General features: G+C 60.8%; 24 protein-coding genes and 1 other RNA gene. 16 read left to right on the forward strand and 9 right to left on the reverse strand.

Going from position 1 to position 23,028, the window contains the following annotated elements; genetic code table 11:
- The first annotated feature begins 7 nt into the window (after nucleotides 1–7).
- The gene (locus EOI86_RS21690) at nucleotides 8–3,220 is read left to right on the forward strand and encodes a caspase family protein (protein ID WP_127767791.1); all 3,213 of its coding nucleotides are present in this window, start codon (nucleotides 8–10) and stop codon (nucleotides 3,218–3,220) included.
- A 25-nt stretch (nucleotides 3,221–3,245) separates the two neighbouring features.
- On the opposite strand, the gene thiE is transcribed toward EOI86_RS21690, so the two are convergent.
- Nucleotides 3,246–3,926, reverse strand: a complete 681-nt coding sequence (gene thiE / locus EOI86_RS21695) for a thiamine phosphate synthase (RefSeq protein ID WP_127767792.1) — start codon at nucleotides 3,924–3,926, stop codon at nucleotides 3,246–3,248.
- Nucleotides 3,927–3,930: 4 nt separating this feature from the next.
- Nucleotides 3,931–4,851 carry a class I fructose-bisphosphate aldolase gene (locus EOI86_RS21700; protein ID WP_127767793.1) on the reverse strand — a complete coding sequence of 307 codons (921 nt, stop codon included), beginning with the start codon at nucleotides 4,849–4,851 and terminating at the stop codon, nucleotides 3,931–3,933.
- Between the two features lie 243 nt (nucleotides 4,852–5,094).
- Between EOI86_RS21700 and EOI86_RS21705 the strand changes: the two genes are divergently transcribed.
- Nucleotides 5,095–5,481: a hypothetical protein gene (locus EOI86_RS21705; protein WP_127767794.1), complete on the forward strand. Its 387-nt coding sequence runs from the start codon at nucleotides 5,095–5,097 to the stop codon at nucleotides 5,479–5,481.
- Here the strand turns inward: EOI86_RS21705 and EOI86_RS21710 are convergent, their stop codons facing one another.
- The 4 genes from EOI86_RS21710 to EOI86_RS21725 all read right to left on the reverse strand — a co-directional run bounded on the left by EOI86_RS21710 (nucleotide 5,482) and on the right by EOI86_RS21725 (nucleotide 9,240).
- Entirely contained in the window at nucleotides 5,482–7,461 is a 1,980-nt protein-coding gene (locus EOI86_RS21710) for a di-heme-cytochrome C peroxidase (RefSeq protein ID WP_127767795.1), read from the reverse strand.
- Nucleotides 7,462–7,638: 177 nt separating this feature from the next.
- A complete protein-coding gene (locus tag EOI86_RS21715) occupies nucleotides 7,639–8,352 on the reverse strand; it encodes a transporter substrate-binding domain-containing protein (RefSeq protein ID WP_127767796.1) in 714 nt (237 codons plus the stop codon).
- A 67-nt stretch (nucleotides 8,353–8,419) separates the two neighbouring features.
- Nucleotides 8,420–8,770 carry a MerR family transcriptional regulator gene (locus EOI86_RS21720; protein ID WP_127767797.1) on the reverse strand — a complete coding sequence of 117 codons (351 nt, stop codon included), beginning with the start codon at nucleotides 8,768–8,770 and terminating at the stop codon, nucleotides 8,420–8,422.
- Nucleotides 8,771–8,871: 101 nt separating this feature from the next.
- Entirely contained in the window at nucleotides 8,872–9,240 is a 369-nt protein-coding gene (locus EOI86_RS21725; protein ID WP_127767798.1) for a VOC family protein, read from the reverse strand.
- 145 nt (nucleotides 9,241–9,385) lie between these two features.
- On the opposite strand from EOI86_RS21725, the gene EOI86_RS21730 reads away from it, so the two are divergent.
- Nucleotides 9,386–10,087, forward strand: coding sequence for an SDR family NAD(P)-dependent oxidoreductase (locus EOI86_RS21730; RefSeq protein ID WP_127767799.1), 702 nt, complete (start codon nucleotides 9,386–9,388; stop codon nucleotides 10,085–10,087).
- On the opposite strand, the gene EOI86_RS21735 is transcribed toward EOI86_RS21730, so the two are convergent.
- From EOI86_RS21735 to tkt, 3 genes are all read right to left on the reverse strand, one after another.
- A complete protein-coding gene (locus EOI86_RS21735) occupies nucleotides 10,084–10,908 on the reverse strand; it encodes a class II glutamine amidotransferase (protein WP_240035781.1) in 825 nt (274 codons plus the stop codon). The two genes, EOI86_RS21730 and EOI86_RS21735, sit on opposite strands and share 4 nt — an antisense overlap.
- Nucleotides 10,909–11,028: 120 nt before the next feature.
- Entirely contained in the window at nucleotides 11,029–12,039 is a 1,011-nt protein-coding gene (gap, locus tag EOI86_RS21740) for a type I glyceraldehyde-3-phosphate dehydrogenase (protein WP_127767800.1), read from the reverse strand.
- Between the two features lie 15 nt (nucleotides 12,040–12,054).
- Entirely contained in the window at nucleotides 12,055–14,061 is a 2,007-nt protein-coding gene (gene tkt / locus EOI86_RS21745) for a transketolase (protein WP_127767801.1), read from the reverse strand.
- 366 nt (nucleotides 14,062–14,427) lie between these two features.
- On the opposite strand from tkt, the gene EOI86_RS21750 reads away from it, so the two are divergent.
- From EOI86_RS21750 to EOI86_RS24505, 13 genes are all read left to right on the forward strand, one after another.
- Nucleotides 14,428–14,688: a DUF4164 family protein gene (locus EOI86_RS21750; RefSeq protein ID WP_127767802.1), complete on the forward strand. Its 261-nt coding sequence runs from the start codon at nucleotides 14,428–14,430 to the stop codon at nucleotides 14,686–14,688.
- Nucleotides 14,689–14,771: 83 nt separating this feature from the next.
- Entirely contained in the window at nucleotides 14,772–15,131 is a 360-nt protein-coding gene (locus EOI86_RS21755; protein ID WP_127767803.1) for a cell division protein ZapA, read from the forward strand.
- A 14-nt stretch (nucleotides 15,132–15,145) separates the two neighbouring features.
- Nucleotides 15,146–15,301, forward strand: a non-coding RNA gene (gene ssrS, locus EOI86_RS21760) — 6S RNA.
- Between the two features lie 72 nt (nucleotides 15,302–15,373).
- On the forward strand, nucleotides 15,374–15,988 hold the full coding sequence (locus tag EOI86_RS21765; protein WP_127767804.1) for a 5-formyltetrahydrofolate cyclo-ligase: 615 nt from the start codon (nucleotides 15,374–15,376) through the stop codon (nucleotides 15,986–15,988).
- A gap of 11 nt (nucleotides 15,989–15,999) precedes the next feature.
- Nucleotides 16,000–16,818: a TIGR00282 family metallophosphoesterase gene (locus EOI86_RS21770; RefSeq protein WP_127767805.1), complete on the forward strand. Its 819-nt coding sequence runs from the start codon at nucleotides 16,000–16,002 to the stop codon at nucleotides 16,816–16,818.
- Nucleotides 16,819–17,175: 357 nt separating this feature from the next.
- A complete protein-coding gene (locus EOI86_RS21775; protein ID WP_127767806.1) occupies nucleotides 17,176–17,928 on the forward strand; it encodes a YebC/PmpR family DNA-binding transcriptional regulator in 753 nt (250 codons plus the stop codon).
- Nucleotides 17,929–17,932: 4 nt separating this feature from the next.
- A complete protein-coding gene (gene ruvC / locus EOI86_RS21780) occupies nucleotides 17,933–18,469 on the forward strand; it encodes a crossover junction endodeoxyribonuclease RuvC (protein WP_127767807.1) in 537 nt (178 codons plus the stop codon).
- Nucleotides 18,466–19,104 carry a Holliday junction branch migration protein RuvA gene (gene ruvA, locus EOI86_RS21785; RefSeq protein ID WP_127767808.1) on the forward strand — a complete coding sequence of 213 codons (639 nt, stop codon included), beginning with the start codon at nucleotides 18,466–18,468 and terminating at the stop codon, nucleotides 19,102–19,104. The genes ruvC and ruvA overlap by 4 nt, the downstream gene beginning before the upstream one ends.
- Entirely contained in the window at nucleotides 19,101–20,192 is a 1,092-nt protein-coding gene (gene ruvB / locus EOI86_RS21790) for a Holliday junction branch migration DNA helicase RuvB (protein ID WP_127767809.1), read from the forward strand. Before ruvA ends, ruvB begins: the two co-directional genes overlap by 4 nt.
- Nucleotides 20,189–20,614: a tol-pal system-associated acyl-CoA thioesterase gene (gene ybgC, locus EOI86_RS21795; protein ID WP_127767810.1), complete on the forward strand. Its 426-nt coding sequence runs from the start codon at nucleotides 20,189–20,191 to the stop codon at nucleotides 20,612–20,614. The genes ruvB and ybgC overlap by 4 nt, the downstream gene beginning before the upstream one ends.
- Nucleotides 20,615–20,671: 57 nt before the next feature.
- Nucleotides 20,672–21,397, forward strand: a complete 726-nt coding sequence (gene tolQ, locus EOI86_RS21800) for a protein TolQ (protein WP_127767811.1) — start codon at nucleotides 20,672–20,674, stop codon at nucleotides 21,395–21,397.
- Nucleotides 21,398–21,400: 3 nt separating this feature from the next.
- Nucleotides 21,401–21,874 (forward strand): protein TolR, encoded by a 474-nt coding sequence (gene tolR / locus EOI86_RS21805; RefSeq protein ID WP_127767812.1) that lies wholly within the window; start codon nucleotides 21,401–21,403, stop codon nucleotides 21,872–21,874.
- Between the two features lie 42 nt (nucleotides 21,875–21,916).
- A complete protein-coding gene (locus tag EOI86_RS24505; protein ID WP_153811699.1) occupies nucleotides 21,917–22,963 on the forward strand; it encodes a hypothetical protein in 1,047 nt (348 codons plus the stop codon).
- Nucleotides 22,964–23,028: the final 65 nt, after the last annotated feature.

Raw genomic sequence — 23,028 nt, forward strand, 5'->3', positions numbered from 1 at the left:
GAACATCGTGCATCGTAAGCCAGTATGGTCGGGCGCAGCGCGCGCGGTAATTTGGGCCGCCAGCGCGGTTATCACCGCGGCTGTGGCATCAATCTCTTGGGCTGACGAGCTTCCCGACCTTTCGACCGATCCAATTCTGGTTCTGAATGGTGTCGGGCATACCGCATCGGTCAACAGGGTGCTTGTCTCGCGGGACGGTGCGCGGGTTTTTACGGTCTCGGATGACCAGAGCCTTCGTGTTTGGCGCCTCGACGACGGGACGTTGCTGGATGTCGTCCGCGGACCGATCGGGCCAAGCGATGAGGGCGCCCTTTACGCGGTCGCCGAAAGCGAGCGTTTCCTTGCCGTGGCCGGCCGCGCCGGATGGGATTGGAAAGGGGGGAAGACTTTCGTTCGGGTCTTGTCCGCCGCAGACCTCACGCCCAAAGGGGTGCTGACGGGCTTGCCGTCTCCGGTTGATGATCTGGAGTTTTCCGACGATGGAAAGTTTCTTGCCGTAGGGCTTAGTGGCGGTGGAGCCGGTATTCGGGTCTTCCAGTTAGGGCGCGGCGATCCCGTCATCAAGGATTCCGACTACCCCGAAGGTGTCGTCGATATCGCGTTCCTGCCGGATGGGCGCCTGCTGGCGCTCGGCGCAAGCGGCGTGTTGCGGGCCTATAATGTCGCGAATGGCACTACCGTCGCCGATGTCGCGCTGCCCGGCACTGGACGGCCATGGCGGCTGGTACCCGCGCACGGCACGGACTTGGTCGCGATAACGCATCGCGCGAGTGCCGAGCTCCTCCTTATCCCCACGACCAACAAGGCGCGCCAAGGACGCATTGCGATCGACGGAACCGCTGGGTCGGGGGTTGCGAACGCAGCCTGGGGAAAAGGCGACAAACGGGTCTATGCCGTGTCTGACCAGGAAGGCGTACGTCGGAATGGTTCGGTCGCAACACAACAACTCATCCGGTCTCTGGATATCGATGGCAAGCAACTGGCCGCGTTCGACCTGCAGTTGACGGGCGTTGATGCGCCAATCGTCGATTTCGTCTCTGTGCCTTCCGACGGCGGACGGGACGCGCTTGTTTTCAGTACCTCGGCAGGCGATTGGGGGGTGTTGGACGTGCAAGGGGACGGACGACTGGAATTGCGGTTTCTCGTACGTGCCGAAGGCGCAAGTTTCCGGGGCGGCTCAGCGCGGCGTCCCCTGATCAACGAAGATGGAACAAGTGTCGCCTTCTATCCCGGCGCATCGGCGGACCGGCGTATCCTGTTCGATTCGAAGCGGGCGTTGCTTGAAGAAGCTCCGGACGGTCTGCGTGGCTTTTTCGAAGCATCGCGCACTGTTGGTAACCATATCCTCGATCTTGATGTGGAACTCGCTTCTGCGCGGGTGGACGGACGGGTTGTGGATTTGGAACCCGGCGAGAGGGCGCTGGATATCGTTTCCTCACAGACGGGGGACGAGGTCTATCTTGGGTCGAACCATTATCTTCGCCGTTTGGCGCCGGGTTCGGGATCCGAGGTGTGGCGCGTCCCTGTGCCGGCGCCGGCCTGGATTGTTGCGCCCTCGGCAAACGGTTCTGTCGTCACCGCGTTTTTGGGCAATGGTATTATCCAATGGCGGTCGGCGGCCGATGGCAGACTGCTGAAATCCTTTTTTGCGACCCGCGATACCCGACATTGGGTCTCTTGGACGCCGGATGGATTTTTCGATCATAGCGCCGCGGCCCTCAACAAAAGTGGCGGGGCATCAAGCGGTGCGCAGTTGATCGGCTATCACCGCAACAAGGGATACAAGGACGCACCGGAATTCCTGCCGATCGACCGGCTGTACACGAAATACTATCGGCCGGATCTCGTCGCCTATGCGCTGGACCCCGAGATTCCCGATCTGGCCGCGTCGTCCGGGACAGGACAAAGTCTGAGCATCGCAGAGGTGATCGACAGGAATGTTCCGCCGCCGATCGAGATTATCGAAGCCTGCGGCGTCAACGAGTTGGGGGGCGCTGCCGGTTGCATCACACCGGAACCTGTAGAAGCCGTCTCCGGCACGCGTAGCACCGCAACCCGGACGGTTCGCGCGGCCCTTCCAGAGCATATGCGCAACCGATCGGTGCTTGAGATCATCTTGAAAATCGAAGATCGGGGCAGCGGCTTCGGTAAGATCGAAATACGGCGCAACGGCGCCCAAATGACGCTGAGGCGGGAAGGACTTCGGGAGCAAGAGAACGCGTTTCTCATGCGGTACCGGATCCCGTTGTTGAGTGGCACGAACACAATCAGCGTCAGTGTCTACGATCGGGAAAATCTCGTGCAATCGGAACCGTTGACCCTTGTCGTCGAAGGCGATTCCGGTGTCACGGTTACGGACAAGACCATCCGCGTTTTCGCCGTCGGTGTCTCCGACTATGCGGTCGACATGTTCGATCTGCAAAAGGGGATCGCCAGCAACGATGCCTACGGTATCGCGGATGCTTTCGCCGATACGGTGAAGAAGGGCGGCCTCTATGCCAGGTCCCAGACGACGGTTCTGGTCGACGAAAACGCGACCAAGGCGAATATCCTGAAAGGCCTTCGGATGCTGGCGGATGAATCCAAAACCGTCGATACGGTTGTCGTCTTCTTTTCGGGGCACGGGGACGCCGTCGACGGCAACTATGTATTCGCGCCCCATGACTTGGGCGCGGGCGGAAGTGAGGCTCTGGCGCAGGCCAGCGCCGGGCAGCGGTTCGGGGATTCCGTGGTCCGGGACCTGTTCCGAACGGAAGGGTTGAGCCAGGCCGAAATCATGAGCGAGTTGGGCAAGATCGAGTCGGAAAACCTGATCCTGATCCTCGACACCTGCTACGCAGGGTCGTTTCAGGCCCTCAATCAGGACCAACGGCAGGTCATGTCCCGTTCCGTCGTAGAACGCGTCGCCCACGATTCAGGCCGCTTCATCCTGGCCAGCGCTCGCGGCCTCGCCCATGACAGTGACGGCAAGGACTATCCGCCGGGCCAAGGCCATGGCCTGTTCACGTCCAATGCGCTGGACGGTTTGCACGGTGAGGCCGATTTTGACGACGACAAGGTCGTCTATCTGACCGAACTTGGCGGCTATGTCAGGCGAGAGGTCGAAAAGGAATCGAAAGGCACCGAGGTGCCGCAGGTGCCGGTGATCAAATTTTACGGCGATCCGTTCTTTCCCCTCGCGGTCACCGGGGAACAGGCCACAGCGCCGTCAGCGAACTGATCGGCGGAGCGGCACAGCGGGGAGGTTATACGTCAGCCGCGGCGGCGATGGCGTCGTTCATCGCCTTCACACCGTCGGCGGGTCCGTCCGGATGGTTCCAGACTGCGCCTATGACGGCCAGAAAATCGGCACCGGCCTGAACAAGCGGTGCGCAGTTCTCAGCCGTGATGCCGCCGATGGCGACCGACGGGACTTCCATCGTCTCCGACCAGATCTCCAGCGTTTCGATCTCCGCCTGATGTTGGACCTGCTTCGTGCTGGTCGGGAAGAAGGCGCCGAAGGCGACATAGTCGGCGCCTGCTTCGGCGTCTTCCATGGCGAGGTGGCGGGAATTGTGACACGTGGTACCGACGATGGCGTCTGGTCCAACCGTTGCCCGTGCGGATTTGTAATCGCCGTCTTCACGACCCACATGGACGCCGTCGCAGCCGAGTTCGGCGGCAAGGTCGGGTCTGTCGTTCAGGATAAAGGCGACCTCATGCTGATGCGCAATCGGCATCAGCGTCTCCACAGCTGCGCGGATATCAGCATCGTCCGCGCTTTCGCCGTCAGGTCCCTTCAGACGCAACTGCAGGCAGGCGACATCGCCCCCACCCAAGGTCTCGGCCAATTGACCTGAAAACGCCGCCAAGTCGAAACTCGGCGGCGTGATCAGATAGAGCCGGCAGGCCGGCCCCTCAGTTCCCTTATCGGAAGATCCGGGCAAGATGTTATGCCTTGCCTTGATAGATCTTGATGATCGTATCCAGCATTTTCAGGGCGTCTTCGCGTGGGCGCTGGAAGGTGTTTCGGCCGATGATGGAGCCGTTGGCGCCACCGTCGCGCAATTCGCGAATTTCATCGAAGACCGCGTCCAGGCCCTTGGCCGCGCCACCGGAGAAGACCACCAGTCGACGGCCGTTGAAGGACGACTGCATGACGTGCTCGACGCGTTTGGCGAGCGTGGAAATATCGATCTTTTCCTTCTCGTAAACCTTCTTCGCTTCCGGCTGTTCCAGATGCGCCGTCGGCGGTTTAACCTTGATGATATGCGCGCCGAGCTGGGCGGCCATATGGGCTGCATAGGCACAGACATCCATCGCCGTTTCGCCGTCTTTCGACAGATCGCCACCGCGCGGATAGGACCAGATGACCGTCGCGATGCCATAGGCCTTCGCTTCTTCGGACATTTCGCGGATTTCTTCGATCAGGTCGAAAGCCTGGTCGGAGCAGGGGTAGATGGTAAAGCCGATGGCGGCGCAGCCCAAACGCAGGGCATCGCCGACCGAACCGGTTATGGCCTGATCTTTTGTCGTCGCCCAGGAGTTGGAGGAATTGACCTTCAGGATCGTCGGGATCGCGCCGGCGAAGGTGTCGGCGCCTGCTTCCAGCTGGCCGAGCGGCGCGGCATAGGCATTCAGGCCGGCATCGACAGCGATTTGATAGTGGTAGTGGGGATCGTAGGCTTCAGGGTTCGGGGCGAAGCTGCGGGCGGGACCGTGTTCCCAGCCTTGATCGACCGGCAGGATGACCATGCGGCCGGTGCCGCCCAGGCGGCCGTGCATGAGGATACTGGCAAGGTTCCGTTTGGTGCCTGGATTATCACTTTCGTAATTGGCCAGGATCTTTTTGACTTTCTGCGTAATCTTCATGGCAACGCCACCCCTTAGCTGAATTCCGGCGCGCCGGCCGCCTGCATATCATCGGCTGGCCAGCTTCGTCCGACTGTTTTCGATATCCCCTCCCGCCACGAAACGACCCATTGACGCCACCCCGCAGCAGACGGTGTATCGTCTACACAGGGAATGCGCGGTTTTCAACGCTTTAGCGGCGTGGAAACAGCGTTGTTTCCGCGCGGTCGCCGGTTCTGCGGCTTGACCGTCCGGGGGTAGGGTGTGAAAACCGCCGCCGACAAGACCCGGATAGGATCGATGAACAGCCCAACTCGCACTTCGACCAATCACAGAGTGATTATCAGGCGCTACCGCCCGCTGCATTGGTTTCTGACGGCGATCTACGGGCTGTTGTTGGTGGCTTCACTGCCCCTGGCCCTTATGACGCTGAAGCTGTCGCCGGCCGAGGGCGTGTCCGAAGGGCTTTTCTTCGCGATGACGCTGGCGATCGCAGCGGTACCGTTCACAATCGCTGTCTGCCTGACGGCCAGTTGGATGTATTACAAGGGCGGCGCCCACCGCGCGGCGTTTGTCCCTTATGCGATCCCCTTATTCAATATCGCGGTGGCGCTGATCCTGCGGGCGATGCTTGTCCCGCCCATGGGCTGATCACAAGGTTTTCAGAAATTCGATCAAGGCCTCTTTGTCGGCTTCCGTCATCCTGACGCCTTGTCGTCGGGTCGAATGCCCCTTGTTGGAGGAGGCGAATTCGGATGTGTCCAGCAACGTGGCGTTATTGCCGTCCTGGGCGCAGGCTCCGTCGGCCGTCATCCGGGAAACGAAGCCGACATTAACCGGGTCGAATTCACGGCTGCCGACGCAGAAGGCCTTTGCCCGCTCATGCTCGGGCGTCAGCATTTCCCGCAGGTTCATGACCGATCCGTTGTGAAGGTAGGGCGCCGTCGCCCAGATGCCGGTCAGCGGCCTTGCTTTATAACGATAGAACTTGTCCGCGGTGTTGAAGAACGTGTTTTCCTTGGCGTCGGACTTGCTGCGGGTGATGCCTTTGATCCCGTCGGTGAAAAGATTGCCGAAAATCACGCCTTTCACCACGGTGCTCAGTGCTTCTCCCCGGAACAGCATGTATTTGCCGTAGCGCTTGCCCGAGATGATGCTCCTTTTCGTGCCTTGATAGGCACCGCTCAGCCAGGGCTCGCCGTCCGTGGGGTTGGCCTCCAGGATGAAGTTGTTTGCCGCGGTCGGGTCGGTGCCGATTTCCGGAACCCGGATCATCGTCGCCTTATACGGCTTGTCCTGGTCGTCGCGCGTGACGAGGCCGTGGCAACCGACGCATTTTACCCGCGGATAGACCTCACCCATGTAGATTTTCCGGCCCTGTTCGGCTTTGGCTTCATCGATTTCACCCAGGACCTTTTCCGGCCATTTGGGCGACCGCAAATTGCTGATCCAGGACTCGATTGCGCCCAAATTGGCCATCATGACGGACGAGGTGTAACCACTGAACTGGCCCCCTTCGGATTTGTCGAGCAGCGGCGGGGCGGCGCCGCGCTGGGCGGCTGAGTCCAGGTTCGCTAGGTAATCCGCACCCTTGCCCTGTGCGGTCACGCCGACATGGCCATAGACGCCGACGACCTCGCCGACATTTCGTCCCAGTGGGCCGAGGCCGATGCCCACATTGCTGACAGCGCCGTTCCATTGGACCACGTCGGACTGCGAAGCACCCCATAGGAAGGGGTAGCTAACCGGCGCGTTGGCCGGATAGTTGTTTTCCTTTGCGCCGGTTTTCCAGGCCGCGACCTCGTTCAGGATCGCCCCCAGGGCGTCCAATCTGCCTTTGCCGTAGGGTGGGTATTTTTTCGAGTAGTTATGCGCGTTTCGGATCTGGATTCGCCCAGTCTGCTTCCGAATGTCTTTCATCAAAGCGTCGGCCGCTTCTGCCGTATAAACCGGCAATACACGCTCGGCAAAGCGACGGAACTGTGCGTCTGCCGCTGCGATCGCGTCCTCGCGGTTCGGATTGCGTGACTTCACCGTCGCGCTGTCCATTGAACAAAGCGCGTCCGCCATGCCTTCGTTGAAACTCTGCAGGTCGGCAAGGGTGGGGGCGCCTTCGACCAGGACCTTCCGCCCGTTCAGGTCCATCAGGTTGCTGTGACAGGCGGAACAGGTAAGGCCGAAATAATCGCCTTCGGGTGTCGGGGTTTTCGCGAAGCCGATCGGCAGACCGTCCGGGTTCCAATACGGGTCAGCCGTTACAGGAATATACCCCAGACTCCGCAGATGGGTGTTGTCGCGGAAGAGGGTTTGCGCGGCTGTTACAGCATTCTGGATCGGCTTGTCGGCGCAAGTGCGCTCCGCCTTTTCCAGGTTCAGGAACCAGTCATAGGGCAGCAGAACAGAACCCTGTGGCGTGAACCAGAAGGCGCGGCGAACCTCGGAATTCCACCCTTGCGCCATTTCGTACCAACCGAGGTCCGGGCGGTTCTTCAAACCGTCATAGTCGCCTTCCGCCGTTTCCTCGGCTTCCAGATATTGGCCGTTTACCTCGACTTCATTGGAGCAGCCGGCAAGGGCCAGAATTATCGCAGTCAGACCGGCCACTGCCAGGTATCGACGATTGGATGGCATTTTCCCGCCTTTCTCGTTGTCGGTAGTTTGCGTGGCGGCGTTGACTGGGGAGGTATTCGCTCAACCACAAGGAAGGCGTAGCATATTACCTTAATGTAAGTGAAGGCTGAGAGGGAAAAAGTCTGCCGGCTCGGCACGGGCCGACGCGGCGGAAGACCACCTTCCTGGACCTCTACCCTAATCAATCAACAATGCGTCCACGTCTGCGTCATCGAACCCGTAGCGGGCCATCATGTCCCGATGCTCCGTACTGCCGATAAAGCGGTCCAGGGCGGTATTGACCATTTCGAGCAACTCGTGATCGCCTTTCGCGATGGCGAACGATCCGAAGGCAGGTTTCTTCTCGTTGAATGGGACAATAATCGGTTCAACGTCCCATGCCGGATGCCGTTGTATGAAACCGTCATGCGCCCGCGCTACGCTGGCATAGGCGTCGACTTCACCATTCAAAACCGCCGTTGCGGCTTCCGTATAGGTCTCGAATATTCGAATTCGCGCGTCGCCCACGCCGAAGGCCTGCGCGGATCGGTGCTGAAATTGATCACGTATAACAGCCAGGATGCAGGTGTCATTGTCCGCCACGGATCTATAGCCGGTTAAGGCGGATGGATTGCCTTTCCGCACCAGCAAGCCGTCCGGCAATGCCCAGATCGGTCTGCTGAAGGCAGCATGGGCCCGCCGTTCGTCAGTGCCGAACAAACCGGTGGTCATCCTCCAACGGCCATCGGACAGGCCCGGAAGTAGTTCGGCAAACTCGGTTTCGACCGGTTCGAACCGGCCAATCCGTAACTCTTCGAACAGCCAGCGGGCCAAGTCCACGTCGCATCCCGTGACATGGCCGTCATTGGTTCGGTAATTGAATGGCGGCTCTATCAAATAGGCAAATTTCATCTGTGTCGCTCCTCTGTTAGGGTGGCGATGAAGGGGATTTGGGTGAAGTTTTAGGACCGGTATGCGGTTATTGCCGCTTGTCGTAGCTGCGTATCTTGACCTGCAGGACTGCCTCGCATCGGTCTAGTTGGGCACGACGGCGGTCCAGTTCGGCAGCATGATCCACAAGTATTCGTCGACGCTCAGGTTTGGTTTTATCCCCTTCCTGAGCCAAGGAGCAAAAGCGCCGCATCTGTACCATCGACATGCCGGTTTCGCGTAGCCAATAGAGCAGCGTCAGCCAATCAACATTCTCTTTGCTGAACCGGCGGTGACCGTCAGCACCTCTTCCAACGGTGGGGATCAGACCTGATTTCTCGTAATAACGGATTGTGTCAGCGCTCAGGCCGCAGGCCGCTGCTACATCGGAAATACGCATCGCTTTACCTCGTTTCGCCGTGCTGAACTCCGTTGTACCGGGTTGGAGTTACTCCAAGTCAACAGGGCGGCGGAAACGGTGAAGGCGGTTGTCGCACGAAGTTATTCCCGGAAATCCACGTGGATGTGATTGCCGTCCGGGTCGTGGATGTTGACCTGGGTAATCCCGAAATCGGCCAGAGTGTTGACGCGGTTGGGAATGCCGGCCGCGCCGAGTTTCGCGAGGAAACCTTCCTTGTCGGTGGCGGAAAGCGCGAAGTGTTCCAACTGCAGCGTATCCGCCATGCCCGGCTGTTCGCCGACCTCGACCAAATGCACGATCGCCACGTCCCCGGCATACAGCCAGGCGCCGCCGAAAGAAAAATTTGGGCGCGGTCCAAGGGTCAGCCCCAGTACTTCTTGGTACCAGGCGATCATAGGCTTCAAGTGCGCCGTTCGAATATTAATGTGGTCCAAAGTCTGGATAGGCATGTCGGTTTCCTTCCCGGTCCGGCTCTTATAGCCTGTCTTTCCTAACTCAAGACTGGGCTGCCTACGCGCCTACCGCAATAGGTTTTGCGTAAATCCGCTAGCCCGTCGCCCCGCCCAAAGACCCGATCAGAAATAGGAGTTCCCCATGGACAAGAAAGTAATGCTGCTGACCGGAGGGACGCGTGGCATCGGACGAAAAATCGCGGATGAAGCAATTGCCCGCGGCTGGTTCGTCTCCATCGGGGCACGCGATCCGTCCGCGCAGGATCTGGGCCTTGCCCCGGCTGATGCGGAGGTTATCCGATACGACGCTGCCAAGGGCGGGGAGGGCGACTGGGTCGCGGGCGTGCTGGAACGCTTCGGACATGTCGACGCCGTGGTTGCGTGTGCGGGCATTTTTGACGGCGCCAGCATCGTGACGCCGGATGAGGAGCGCGTGCAGCACCTGTTCGATGTCAATGTTCACGCGCCCCGCCGATTGGCCGCCGCTGCCTGGGATGCCTTGAAGGTATCGGGCGCTGGACGGGTGGTCGTATTGGGCTCGTTGTCGGGCAAACGCGTAAAGTCCGCCGGGTCCGGTCTCTATTCCTTCTCTAAATTTGCCGCTGTGGCATTGGCGCATGCCCTGCGCCACGAAGGGTGGGAAGATGGTATCCGCGCGACCGCGATCTGCCCCGGCCTGGTGGCCACGGATATGGGCTTGGATGCTGCCGGGGGCGCATATCCAGCAGACGCGATGACCCAGCCCCAAGATGTGGCCAAGGTGACCCTGGATGCGATCGAGATGCCCAACACATTGTCGCAGGCGGAAATCGCCCTAAACTGTCAGTTGGACGGAATTTTCTAAACGGTGAGCGGCTGAACCCGCACGTTCCCATCCGGATCGCACAGCAGGAAAGAGTTCGGACCGACCGGTTGCCAACCCTCTTCATCCGCACCGAAAGGTTCGGAAACGACCAGCGTGCCGATCTCGTCCTGCCGGTAGAAAAGGCTGGGCGGGTCCGGATCGGTTGAATAGCGCGCCGCATACAGGCGTTGGCCGTCCGAAAACGCGGTCGTCATCCTGAAGGGGCTGTCCAAGCCCGTCTCTTTCGCCACGTCTTCAATGCGTCTTATCGTCTTTTCCATCGCGCCTTGCGGGTCCACTTCCACGCCGTTGGCCAGCAGATGCAGGAAGATTGCTTCACTGTCCGTTGTGCCATGGCGATGGGCGTAGAGTTCGTCGGGGAGTGCGTTATCGATGACGCGGCGCAGCTTCTCGTACTGGCCGATCTGTCCGTTGTGCATGAACATCCAACGGCCGACGACGAAGGGGTGACAGTTCGCCCGCATTGTTTCCGTGCCTGTGGAAGCACGGACATGGGCGAAAAATAGGTGCGAGCGGATCTGATGGGCGAGGGCACGCAGGTTGCTGTCATTCCAGGCCGGCAGCACTTCGCGAAACAGGCCGGGCTCTTCCCGTTCTCCATACCAGCCGACACCGAAGCCGTCGCCGTTGGTGGTCGTCGCCCCGCGCCTGGCGCGCAAGGATTGATGGATCAAGGAATATTCTGGAACGAAAAGCAGTTCCTCAAGGAATGTAGGGTCACCGCGAAAGGTCAGCCAACGGCACATATTTTCCTCACCCGTACGCTCGCTTCCGATGCGAAGGATGCGGTATTCACGCACAATTCGCCGCACTCGCCAAGGGGAGAGGCATTGCAGGCCGATGCCGCGACGAAAAAGGGCCGACCCGTAAAGGCCGACCCCGATATTCGATCCCACCTTGCGGCGGGATGGTGTCTTGGCTTAGCGCAGCTTGCCCATGGCGACGGCCGTGTCGGACATGCGGTTGGAGAAGCCCCATTCGTTGTCGTACCAGCTGAGCACGCGAACCAGCGTGCCGTCGATGACCTGGGTTTGCGTCAGATCGAAGGTCGAGCTCGCCGGGTTGTGGTTGAAGTCGCTGGAGACCAAGGGTTCGTTATTCGTGCCCAGAATGCCTTTCAGCGGGCCTTTCTTCGCAGCTTCAACGATGGCGGCGTTGACCGTTTCGACATCGGTCTTCTTCTTGGCGTCGAACTTCAGATCGATCAGGGAGACGTTCGCCGTCGGCACGCGGACGGAGGTGCCGTCCAGCTTGCCCTTCAATTCCGGCAGGACGAGGCCCACGGCTTTTGCGGCACCTGTGGAGGTCGGGATCATCGACATGCTCGCGGCGCGCGCCCGGCGCAGATCCTTATGCAGCGTATCGACCGAAGGCTGGTCGCCGGTGAAGGCGTGGATCGTCGTCATAAAGCCGCGCTCGATGCCGATCGCCTTGTTCAGGACCGCGGCAACCGGGGCCAGGCAGTTCGTGGTGCAGGACGCGTTGGAGACGATTTTGTGCGTCTTCTTCAGCGACTTGTCGTTCACGCCGTAGACGATGGTGGCGTCGGCATCCGTGCAGGGTGCGGAAACCAGAACGCGCTTGGCGCCGGCTTCCAGATGGGCGGAGGCCTTTTCCTTCGACGCGAAGATGCCGGTGCATTCCAGCGCGATGTCGACACCCAGTTCTTCCCAGGGAAGTTCGGCCGGGTTGCGGATGGCGGTAACCTTGATCTTGCCCTGGCCCAGATCCATCCAGTCCTTACCGGTCCGGACCTTGCCGGGGACGATACCGTGGACGGTATCGTATTTCAGCATATGCGCGTTGGCGTCGACCGACCCCAAATCGTTGATCGCAACGAACTCGATATCCTTGCGCCCGGCTTCCATCGCGGCGCGAAGAACCAGACGCCCGATCCGACCGAAACCATTGATCGCAACACGTACAGCCATTTGCTTAGTCCTCTCTTATTTGCCGCGCTTCGCGCGCGCTTTCAAAATACTCATCGCTTGTTTCGTGACCGCATCGGCGGTGATTCCGAAATGCTCGTACAGCTCGTTAGCGGGCGCGGAAGCCCCGAAGCTATCCATACCGACAAATCCGCCATCCGGGCAGAGCCATTGATCCCAGCATTGACGGATCCCCGCTTCGACGGCGACACGCACGGTGCCGTCACCCAAAACGCTATCGCGGTACTTCGCAGGTTGTTTGGCAAACAGTTCCATGCTGGGCATGGAAACCACAGCGGTCCCGATCTTCTTCTTTTCCAACATGGCGCGGGCATTGACGGCCAGTTCGACTTCCGAACCGGTGGCCATCAAGGTCACTTGGCGCGGACCGACTTCCGCTTCCTGCAGCACATAGCCGCCCTTGGCGGACAGGTTCCGGGCCGAATGCTTGGTTCGCAGGGTCGGCAGACCTTGGCGCGACAGCGCCAGGACGCTCGGCCCGGTCGTGTTTTCCAATGCGATCTGCCACGCTTCCGTTGTCTCGACCGCGTCGCAGGGGCGCAGGACGGTAACATTCGGTATCGCCCGCAACGCTGCCACATGCTCGACCGGCTGGTGGGTCGGTCCGTCTTCGCCGAGGCCGATGGAGTCGTGTGTCATGACATAGATGACGCGCTGTTCCATCAAGGCCGATAGGCGGATCGACGGCCGGCAATAGTCGGTGAAGACCAGGAAGGTCCCGCCATAGGGGATGAACCCGCCATGCAGCGCGATGCCGTTCATCGCGGCGGCCATGCCGTGTTCGCGGACCCCGTAATAGATGTAGCGGCCGGAAGCGTCCTTGGCGGTGACCGGCGGCATGATGCCCGTCTGCGTCAGGTTCGAACCGGTGAGATCGGCCGAGCCGCCGACCATGGCGGGCACCGCCGCGGTCAGGACTTCCAGCGCTTTCTGGCTGGCGGCGCGGGTTGCGATTTTCGGCGCGTCCTTCGACAGCTTCTTCTTATAGCTGGCGACGATCTTGTCGAAGTCCTGCGGCAGATCCGCGTCCAGGAATTCCTTGAACTCCCGGCGGGCGTCGACGCTTTTCTTCTTCAAGCGTGTTTCCCAGGCCTTGCGGGGCTTTTCGCCGCGTTTGCCGGCATCGCGCCAAGCTTTCAGGATATCCTTGGGAATGACGAATGGTTTGGCGTCCCAGCCAAGCTTTTCGCGGGCGCCGGCGATTTCCGCATCACCCAACGGCGCGCCATGGGTCGCCGCCGAACCCGCCTTGGTTGGGGCGCCGTATCCGATGACGGTGCGGCAAGCGATCAGCGACGGCGTATCCGTCTTCTGCGCTGCGGCGATCGCCTTCTCGACAGCGGCCGGGTCGTGGCCGTCAACGCTCTGCGTGTCCCAGCCGCTTGCCTGGAAACGCCTCAACTGATCGTCGGAAACCGTCAGGTCGGTAGGGCCGTCGATGGAGATTTGGTTGTCGTCGAACAGCACGATCAACTTGCCCAGGCCAAGATGGCCGGCCAGCGAGATCGCCTCATGACTGATGCCTTCCATCAGGCAGCCGTCGCCGGCGATGACGTAAGTGTGGTGATCGACCAGTTGTTTGCCGTGCCGGGCGGCGGCCATGCGTTCCGCTAGTGCCATGCCGACCGCGTTGGCCAGCCCCTGACCCAAGGGGCCGGTCGTCGTTTCGATTCCCGCGGCATGGCCGTATTCCGGATGCCCGGCGGTCTTGGATCCGAACTGGCGGAAGTTCTTGATCTGCGCCAGGCTCATATCCTTGTAACCTGTCAGATGCAGGATCGAATATAGCAGCATCGATCCATGGCCGGCGCTCAGCACGAATCGGTCACGGTCCGGCCATTCCGGTTTCGACGGATCGAACTTCATAAATTTCGTGAAAAGAACGGTGGCGACATCGGCCATGCCCATCGGCATACCAGGGTGGCCGGAGTTCGCCTTTTGAATGGCGTCCATGGAAAGCGCGCGGATTGCGTTGGCCATGGCGCTGTGTTTGATGGCGGTCATTGCTGCTCAGTTCTATCCGTTGGGAATTGGGCTATGCCAAGACGGTCCCGATCGAGGAACCGATCGACGCCGCCTGGGTCGCAACGGGCAGTGTAGACGTCCACCCTTTGCAAGGCGCGCGAAACATGCCTATGGAGCCCTGTAAGGTCAATAGCGCTAAGCCTTGATCGGACTGCATTTCCGCCAACTGGCCTAGCCAAGCCGTCGCCTTTCGGTTGAAAAAAGAGTGGGTAGGATTGGTTGACGCTCAATGGCGCATCTGCAAAATTTGATTCAAATTGCGAAGGGTTCCCCCTTGGACATTGAGTTCGCACAATAACATTGGATCGGCGGTAACTACATCCGCCTCTCTCGACGGAGTATTTCATGAGTGACCGGGAGAAGGTGCTTCGGCGTCTGGAAACGGCAGTAGCCAGCCTGGAGGCTGCGGCGCAAAAGCGGCTTTTCAGTAACGAGCAGGCCAGCGCCGGGCAAGATAGCGGGGCGGCGGAACAGCTGAACGCGCTGACGGAAGAGCGTGATCGGCTTTCGGAACAGGTTCGCGAGCAATCTAAGCACAATGCCGATCTCGGCGCCCGGCTCGATAAGGCGATTGCGAAGCTCAACAAAGTTTTGGAAAAGGCTTGAGGCCTAGCGAACCCTTCACCACCTTCTAATAGAGATTCTCCGCCAATAGTTTGGCAGCGTACCCTGATTGAACGGATTGAAATATGGCCCAGGTCGACATCATCGTTAACGGTCGGAACTACTCGGTGGCTTGTGACGATGGTCAGGAAGAACATCTTCACAGGCTGGCCGCCTATCTCGACAAGCGCGTCGGCGAACTTTCCGCATCGATGGGCCAGTTGGGCGATGCCCGCCTGCTGGTGATGGCGGGGCTGCTTATTTCTGACGAATTGTCTGAATGTTTCGAACAGATTAAGTCTCTGCGCGCGGAGCTTGATGCGGTATCTGAAGCTGGTCCGGCCCCGACCCCGGCTGAACCCGTCCAAGACGACAGCGATCTTGAAGTACTAGAATCTTTGGCCGAACGCTTGGAAACGGTTGCCGAGAAACTCGCGGATGCCTAACTGTATGATTGGGGCGCGCGCTGCGCGGTGCGCCACGCCATTGTTGTCCCGGGGGCTATAAATTCCTCTAGGGAGCTGTCCCTGCCGGGATCTTGGTCCCGGTATCACGGCGCCCACCTGCATTGCAGGCTCCAGGGGTACAAACCGGCGAACGGCCGAGGTGGCCGCGTCCCACGAGTTTCAACGACCCCGGTCGCCGTATAAATCAGGTGATCGGGGTTTTCTTTTTTTGGGGATGGCCGTTGACCTTACAGGACGAAAAGCGTTTGGCGCGCAAAGCGGCCACGGCACAGCGCATTTCGGCGTCGTTGGAAGCGGGGCCGGAGGCCGCCCACAAGGTTGCTGAAAATCTGTTGGGGACCGTCCCTCTGCGCAATGCCGCGGCGGTTTCCGGTTTTCTGCCGATCGGCAGCGAAATTGACACGCGGCCCCTTCTGAGCCGCTTTCTTGAGAAGGGGATCGATATCTGTCTGCCGGTGGTGTTGGGCAAAGATAGACCGCTAGTCTTTCGCCGGTGGCGCGAAGGGGACCCCATGGTCGAGGAAGCCTTTGGAACCCAGGCGCCCGCGCCGGAGGCCCCGGAAATCGAGCCGGACTTGCTGTTGGTGCCGATGCTTGCATTCGACCGGACCGGATATCGTCTGGGCTATGGTGGTGGGTTCTATGACCGAACGCTCGCCAGGCTGCGGACCGTGAAGCCTGTGCAGGCCGTCGGTGTTGCTTTTGCCGGGCAGGAAATGGCCTATGTGCCCCATGACGATCTCGACCAACCGCTCGATTGGATCGTCACGGAACGCGAGGCGATTAGAATAAAGGCAGTCGGGAGCCCACATTTGCGCTTGGTCGACCCGACTTAGAAAGGTTTGGAATGCGGTTTCTTTTTTGTGGAGACATTGTCGGTAAAGCAGGTCGTGACGTGGTCACAGCGAATGTGCCGCGTCTGCGTGATCAGCTGAAATTGGATTTCGTCGTCGCCAACGGCGAGAACGCTGCCCACGGCTTTGGGATCACGAGCAAGATCTGCGACGAGTTGTTCGATGCCGGTGTGGATGTAATTACCGGCGGCAATCATTCCTGGGACAATATAGATATCCTGTCCCGCGCCGATGACGAACCGCGTCTGCTGCGCCCGGACAACTTCCAGCCCGGAATGCCGGGCCGCGGCGTGGGCGTATACGAAACCGCCAAGGGCTTGCGCATCCTGGTCGTGAACGTGCTTGGGCGTTTGTTCATGGATATGTACGACAACCCCTTCACCAGCTTGGAAAAGCATGTTCCGGGCACGGTTCCGGCCGAGGCTGGATTCGACGCGGTGCTCGTCGATGTCCATGCGGAAACGACGAGCGAGAAGAACGCGATAGGCCATCTGCTGGACGGCCGCGCGTCGCTTGTTGTCGGAACGCATACCCATATCCCGACTTCCGACACGCGGATTCTACCGGGCGGCACCGGGTATCAGACCGATGCGGGCATGTGCGGGGATTACGATTCGGTGATCGGCATGGAAAAAAGCGGGTCGGTGGCGCGGTTCCTGGGCGAGCTGCCGCGCCCGCGCATGGCTCCGGCGGACGGCGAGGGCACGCTTGCCGGCGTCGTGGTCGATACCGACCCGGCCACAGGGCTGGCCGCAAAAATTCAGCCTGTTCGGCTGGGCGGGCAGTTGCAGGTCGCTTGGCCGTCGGTGTGACGGGCTTGTTCCGGTCGTCTTTTTCCGAAATACCGGCGCCTGCCCAAAAAAAGCCATAAACGCGGTCTAGATATGCCAATAGCGGGCGGTTCCCTTCCGAACGGGAAGAGCCGCGCGTCGCGACGAGTCGGCGTTGTCAGACGGCATAGAATCACGGCGAATGGGCAGGGAAACAGGCGGTTTGGTATCGACATTCCGGCATGGACGGCTACAACCCCGGGCACAATCCTAATCATGGGAATGGTCGGGCTGTGCGTTCCGGCGGGTCGCGAACTGCCGAACCGCGTGCGCGGGCCTGGACGATCATTCCTCACGATCATCCCGGAATTCTCGCGGATACAAGCCGAAGGTGTTGAAATGGCAGGTCATTCCAAGTTCAAAAATATCATGCACCGCAAAGGTGCGCAGGATAAGAAGCGTTCCTCGCTCTTCGCCAAATTGGCGAAGGAAGTGATGGTGGCCGCGAAAATGGGCGGCCCCGACCCGGCGGCGAATGCCCGTTTGCGCGCTGCAATCGCGGCGGCGAAATCAAACAGCATGCCCAAGGACAATATCGAACGGGCCATTCAAAAGGGCGCCGGTGGGGGCGACGACACAGATTACGAAGAAATCCGCTACGAAGGCTACGGCCCGGGCGGCGTTGCCGTCATCGTCGACGTGCTGACCGACAACAAGAATCGGTCCGCCTCCGATGTGCGCGCCATTTTCTCAAAGGCGGGCGGCAGCATGGGTGAAACAGGCTCGGTCGCGTTCATGTTCGACCAGGTCGGCGAAATCCAATACGGCGCCGATGTGGCGGATGCGGACACGATGTTCGAAGCGGCCCTGGAGGCCGGCGCCGACGACGTCAGCAGTAGCGAAGACGGGCACGAAATCATCTGTGCCGCCGACAGCCTGCACGCTGTATCCGGGGAATTGGAAAGCAAGTTCGGCGAGGCCGGCAGCGTGCGATTGGCCTGGAAGCCCCAGAACCTTGTTCCCGTCGACGCGGACAAGGCGGAATCGGTCCTGCGGCTGATGGACAATCTGGACGACAATGACGACGTTCAGAACGTTTTCGCCAATTTCGACATCCCCGATGAGGTGATGGAAAGCTTGGCAGGTAATTGACGCGGTGAGGATACTCGGGCTCGATCCAGGTCTGCGCCATACCGGTTGGGGTGTGGTCGAAACCGAAGGCACCCGCCTTCGGTTCGTCGCATGCGGCACGGTCGATCCGCGGACCGAAGGGTCGATGGCCGAACGCCTCAAGGACCTGCACGATGCCTTGGCAGACGTGCTGCGCACCCATACACCCGATGAAGCGGCGGTCGAGGAGACCTTTCTGAACAAGAACCCGGGATCGACATTGAAGCTTGGCCACGCGCGCGGCGTCGTGCTGCTGGCACCGGCGCTGTTCGGCCTGCCGGTCGCGGAATATTCCGCCAAAAGCGTCAAACAGTCGGTTGTTGGGACCGGGGCGGCCACCAAGGACCAGATCGATATGATGGTTCGTACCCTATTGCCGGGCTGCAACCCGCCGACGGCGGATGCGGCCGATGCCTTGGCGGTCGCGATCTGTCACGGTCATCTTGCCGGTACGAAGCGCAGTTGGGCTGCCGGCCGGTCCGACGCGGCGGCGATCCAGGCATTGGCCGGAGGGCGCCGATGATTGCCAGATTGAAAGGCCTCCTCGACGAGGTCGGCGACGATTGGCTGATTATCGATGTCGGCGGCGTCGGCTATCTGGTTTTCTGTTCCGCCCGAACCTTGTCTCGGCTGCCCGGCCGCGGTGAAGCGGTGCGTTTGGATATCGAGACCCATGTCCGTGAGGACCATATTCATCTCTATGGTTTCGGCGATGCGCCGGAACGGGCCTGGTTCAAATTGCTGACTGGGGTTCAAGGGGTCGGCGCGAAAGTCGGCCTCGCGATCCTGTCCGTGCTGTCGCCGGAACAACTAACCCAGGCCGTGGCGGCGGGGGACAAGGCCGCGATCGCGCGGGCAAATGGTGTGGGTCCGAAGCTGGCCGGGCGGATCGCAAGCGAGTTGAAGGATAAGGTCGGCGCCCTGACGCTCGGCGCGGCTGCGAAAGCCGCTGTCGCGGGTGATGGCGACACAGCAGCGGCGAGCGGGGATGCCGGGCCGGCCGAAAGTTCGGCCGACGATGCCGTCTCCGCCCTCGTCAATCTGGGCTACGGGCGCAGCGAGGCTTTTGGTGCGGTGGCGCGCGTTATTCAGGATCACGGTGCCGAGGTGCCGCTCAGCGAACTTGTTCGCCTGGGTCTTAAGGAGCTGACGTCATGAGCGACGGCTTCGCGGCAAACCCAGAAGCCCGTCTGGTCGATGGCGAACGTGCGCCCGGCGACGGCGTCGAAGACAAAGCCGAAAACCAATTACGCCCGCAAACGCTTGCCGATTTCACCGGCCAGAAAGCGGTTCGTGAGAACCTCTCCGTCTTCATCCAGGCCGCCAAGGCCCGGGGTGAGGCGATGGACCACACCCTGTTCTATGGCCCGCCCGGTTTGGGGAAAACGACTTTGGCGCAAATCATGGCGCGCGAACTGGGGGTGAATTTTCGGGCGACATCCGGCCCAGTCATCGCGAAGGCAGGCGACCTTGCCGCCTTGCTGACCAATCTGGAACCCCGGGATGTGCTGTTCATCGACGAAATCCACCGGCTGAACCCGGCGGTGGAGGAATTCCTTTATCCGGCGATGGAAGACTATCAGATGGACCTGATCATCGGGGAAGGGCCGGCGGCGCGCTCGGTTCGGATCGATCTTGCGCCATTCACGCTTGTCGCCGCCACCACGCGCGCCGGGTTGATCACCCGGCCCTTGCGGGAGCGTTTCGGTATCCCGTTGCATCTGCAGTTCTATACGGAAGACGAATTAACCTCCATCGTCAGTCGCGGCGGCCGCGTTCTGGATATGCCGCTGGATGAAGGCGGTGCGCGGGAAATAGCCCGACGCAGCCGGGGCACACCCCGCGTGGCGGGCCGATTGCTGCGCCGGGTGCGGGATTTTGCCTCTGTCGCGGGCGCCACGGTGATCGATATCTCCGCGGCGGACGATGCCCTGCGGCGGCTGGATGTAGACGACCGCGGGCTCGACCTGATGGATCGCCGTTACCTGAAATGCATGGCGGAAAATTACGGCGGCGGTCCGGTCGGGGTCGAGACTCTGGCGGCGGCGCTGGCGAACGAGCGCGACGTCCTGGAAGAAGTGGTCGAACCCTTTCTGATCCAACAGGGCCTGGTTCAGCGCACGCCACGCGGGCGGATGCTGACCGTGCAGGGATGGCGCTATATCGGGATGGAGGCGCCGCGCAGTGTCGAGGCGCAAATGGATCTGCTGTCGGCGTCCGATCAGGACGCGTCGGGTGAGGCATGACCGAGGCTGGCGTGCAGAACCGATCCGTTTTCCACTATCCGGTCCGCGTCTTCTACGAGGACACGGACGCGGCTGGAATCGTCTACTACGCGAATTACCTGAAATTCGCGGAACGCGGCCGGACGGAATGGCTGCGGCATTTGGGGTACGACCACATCCGCCTGAAACGGGAGAGTGGATTGGTCTTCGCGGTTCGGCGATGCGCGGCGGACTATATCAAGCCTGCGCGGTTGGACGATCTATTGGATGTTCGCACCAAGGTCACAAAAGTGGCTGGCGCGACGATTGAAATGGCCCAGGATATCTACCTGGACGATACCCATCTGGTTGCGGTGCAGGTCAAATTGGCCTGCCTCGACGAGGCGGGGGCACCGATGCGCATGCCGGCCGAACTTCGGCAGGTCTTGCGCGGAACGGAATAACCGAAAGGAAGGACACGGGGCCGGCAACGGCCGACGTGGCAAGTGGGACTGAACGGCATGGAACAGGAAGCAGTAAATCTGGTGTCGCTGGGCGGATCGGCCGAATTGGCGGAAATGACGATCTGGTCGCTGTTCTGGCGCGCCGACATCATCGTGAAGATCGTGATGGTGATGTTGGTGATGGCGTCCGTCTGGTGCTGGGCCGTGATCTTTGACAAGGTTCGGCGCCTTTCCAAGCTGCGGAAGGCGGCGAACAAATTCGAAGATGCTTTCTGGTCGGGCGGTTCGTTGGACGATTTGTTCGAGCGGATCGGACATCAACCGAAAGACCCGATGTCGTCGGTTTTCGCGGCGGCAATGCGCGAATGGCGGCGGTCTTCCGCCTCGCTGAACCCCGGTGGGAACTACAATGCGCTGGAACAACGTATAGAGCGGGTCATGCATGTCGCCGTCGGGCGTGAGATGGAACAGCTCGAGCGTTATCTGCCGTTCTTGGCCTCCGTCGGGTCCGCTGCCCCCTTCGTTGGCTTGTTCGGCACGGTCTGGGGGATCATGAGCAGCTTCACCGCCATCGCCGTCACCAAGCAGACCAGCCTGGCGGTCGTTGCCCCCGGTATTGCCGAGGCGCTGTTCGCCACCGCGCTTGGCCTGGTCGCCGCAATTCCGGCCACGATTGCCTATAACAAGATCTCCACCGACCTGGGACGGTACGCGGCCAGGTTGGAGGCATTTTCCGGCGAATTCAGCGCCATCATCTCGCGCCAATTGGAAGCGGGAGAATAACCGATGGCCATGGGAACCATTCAGAATGGCTGCGGTGGGCGCGGTTCCTACCGTCCACGCTACCGACCGATGGCGGAAATCAACGTCACGCCCTTCGTCGATGTGATGCTGGTGCTGCTGATCGTGTTCATGGTGACGGCCCCGCTGTTGACCGTGGGCGTACCTGTGGATCTGCCACAGACAAAGGCAGCCTCCATCAACGACTCTGTGGAACCGGTCGTGCTGTCAATCAAGAGTGATGGTCAGATATTCATCCAGGAAACGCCGATTGAGCTCGATGCCATCGCGCCGCGCCTGACGGCGATTCAAGAGGCGAGGGGCGTCGGGGCCGATCAATTGCGGGTTTTCGTGCGCGGGGACCAGGCGATCAACTACGGCCGTGTCATGGAAGTGATGGGCACTGTCAGTGTTGCCGGTTTCACGAAAGTCGCCTTGCTTGCGAAGCTGCCGGACCAGAAGTCCGAGAGCGGCAACTGAGCCATGGATACGATGCGACCACTGGGAGCCGCGTAGGGCATCATGCTCAAATGGGTTATCCTGTCCGGACTGTTACACGTCGCGATCGTTGTGGCGTCGCTGATCGCATTGCCTACACCGGATCGCGAGTTTTCGCCGATGCCGGTCGTCATGCAGGCCGAAATGGTGACGGAACGCGACCTCGCCCAGCAGACCTTGCCGGAGCCCGTGGAGGAACCGGACCCCACGGTGGCAGACGCTGCGCCGCCGGAAGCGCCCCGTCCGCCGCCTCCGCCACCCCCACCGCCTCCGCCGCCACCGCCGCCTCCACCTGCTCCAGCGGCCGAGCCGCAGCCGGCTGAACCCGCCCAGGCGGAACCGGCGCCCGTGGCCGAACCGGAACCGGCCCCTCAGCCGGAACCCGAGCCCGAGGCCGCGCCGGAACCTGAGCCCCAGCCTGAACCTGTTCCCCAACCGGAACCAGAACCGCAGGTCGAGCAGCCGCCCGAACCGGAACCTGTTCAGCAGGCCGCGAAAGAGCCGGAACCGGCGGAAGCCCAGGCTGATATCAATATGCCCCGACCGCCGAAGCGGCCGAAAAAGAAGGAAGAGCCGCCGAAGGACTTCGCGAGTGTGCTACAGACGGTCCAAGATCTGAAACAGGACCCGCCGCCGCGGAAGCCCGAGCCGGAGAAGAAGGAAGACGAGAAGCAGGTCAGCCTCGCGGACGCGGTCAAACAGGCACTGAACAAATCGGAACAACAGGCGCCAAAGACATCCGCTTCTCGCGTTGAGCAGGCTTTGAATTTCAGCGAGCTCGATGCCTTGCGTCAGCAATTGGCCGGATGTTGGAACGTTCCCGCCGGGGCGCGCAACGCCGAAGACCTTGTTATAGAGGTGCGGGTGCGTGTCGGACCGGATAGAACTGTCCAAACGGCGGAACTGACCGATATGTCTCGTGCGTCCGATCCATTCTGGATGGCGGCGGCGGAAAGCGCGCTGCGCGCGGTATTGAACCCGAAGTGCAACCCGTTGAAACTGCCGCCGGACAGATATGACCTCTGGCAAAGCATAGTCATCACATTCAATCCCCGGGAGATACTAGGCTGATGTTCACCCTTCCCAATTCGAGTTCCGTGACCTCCGGCAAGCCGGCTGCGACGGTGCTGCAGCGA

The organism is Hwanghaeella grinnelliae (genome assembly GCF_004005845.1).
In the GTDB taxonomy this organism is placed as follows: Bacteria; Pseudomonadota; Alphaproteobacteria; order UBA8366; family Aestuariispiraceae; genus Hwanghaeella; species Hwanghaeella grinnelliae.

Excerpts from the sequence above, each read along its gene's own strand:
- EOI86_RS21700 (WP_127767793.1), bottom strand. The coding sequence starts at position 4,851 with ATGAAGATTACGCAGAAAGTCAAAAAGATCCTGGCCAATTACGAAAGT.
- EOI86_RS21710 (WP_127767795.1), bottom strand. The coding sequence starts at position 7,461 with ATGCCATCCAATCGTCGATACCTGGCAGTGGCCGGTCTGACTGCGATA.
- EOI86_RS21715 (WP_127767796.1), bottom strand. The coding sequence starts at position 8,352 with ATGAAATTTGCCTATTTGATAGAGCCGCCATTCAATTACCGAACCAAT.
- EOI86_RS21720 (WP_127767797.1), bottom strand. The coding sequence starts at position 8,770 with ATGCGTATTTCCGATGTAGCAGCGGCCTGCGGCCTGAGCGCTGACACA.
- EOI86_RS21725 (WP_127767798.1), bottom strand. The coding sequence starts at position 9,240 with ATGCCTATCCAGACTTTGGACCACATTAATATTCGAACGGCGCACTTG.
- EOI86_RS21730 (WP_127767799.1), top strand. The coding sequence starts at position 9,386 with ATGGACAAGAAAGTAATGCTGCTGACCGGAGGGACGCGTGGCATCGGA.
- gap (WP_127767800.1), bottom strand. The coding sequence starts at position 12,039 with ATGGCTGTACGTGTTGCGATCAATGGTTTCGGTCGGATCGGGCGTCTG.
- tkt (WP_127767801.1), bottom strand. The coding sequence starts at position 14,061 with ATGACCGCCATCAAACACAGCGCCATGGCCAACGCAATCCGCGCGCTT.
- EOI86_RS21750 (WP_127767802.1), top strand. The coding sequence starts at position 14,428 with ATGAGTGACCGGGAGAAGGTGCTTCGGCGTCTGGAAACGGCAGTAGCC.
- EOI86_RS21755 (WP_127767803.1), top strand. The coding sequence starts at position 14,772 with ATGGCCCAGGTCGACATCATCGTTAACGGTCGGAACTACTCGGTGGCT.
- EOI86_RS21770 (WP_127767805.1), top strand. The coding sequence starts at position 16,000 with ATGCGGTTTCTTTTTTGTGGAGACATTGTCGGTAAAGCAGGTCGTGAC.
- EOI86_RS21775 (WP_127767806.1), top strand. The coding sequence starts at position 17,176 with ATGGCAGGTCATTCCAAGTTCAAAAATATCATGCACCGCAAAGGTGCG.
- ruvA (WP_127767808.1), top strand. The coding sequence starts at position 18,466 with ATGATTGCCAGATTGAAAGGCCTCCTCGACGAGGTCGGCGACGATTGG.
- ruvB (WP_127767809.1), top strand. The coding sequence starts at position 19,101 with ATGAGCGACGGCTTCGCGGCAAACCCAGAAGCCCGTCTGGTCGATGGC.
- ybgC (WP_127767810.1), top strand. The coding sequence starts at position 20,189 with ATGACCGAGGCTGGCGTGCAGAACCGATCCGTTTTCCACTATCCGGTC.
- tolQ (WP_127767811.1), top strand. The coding sequence starts at position 20,672 with ATGGAACAGGAAGCAGTAAATCTGGTGTCGCTGGGCGGATCGGCCGAA.
- tolR (WP_127767812.1), top strand. The coding sequence starts at position 21,401 with ATGGCCATGGGAACCATTCAGAATGGCTGCGGTGGGCGCGGTTCCTAC.
- EOI86_RS24505 (WP_153811699.1), top strand. The coding sequence starts at position 21,917 with ATGCTCAAATGGGTTATCCTGTCCGGACTGTTACACGTCGCGATCGTT.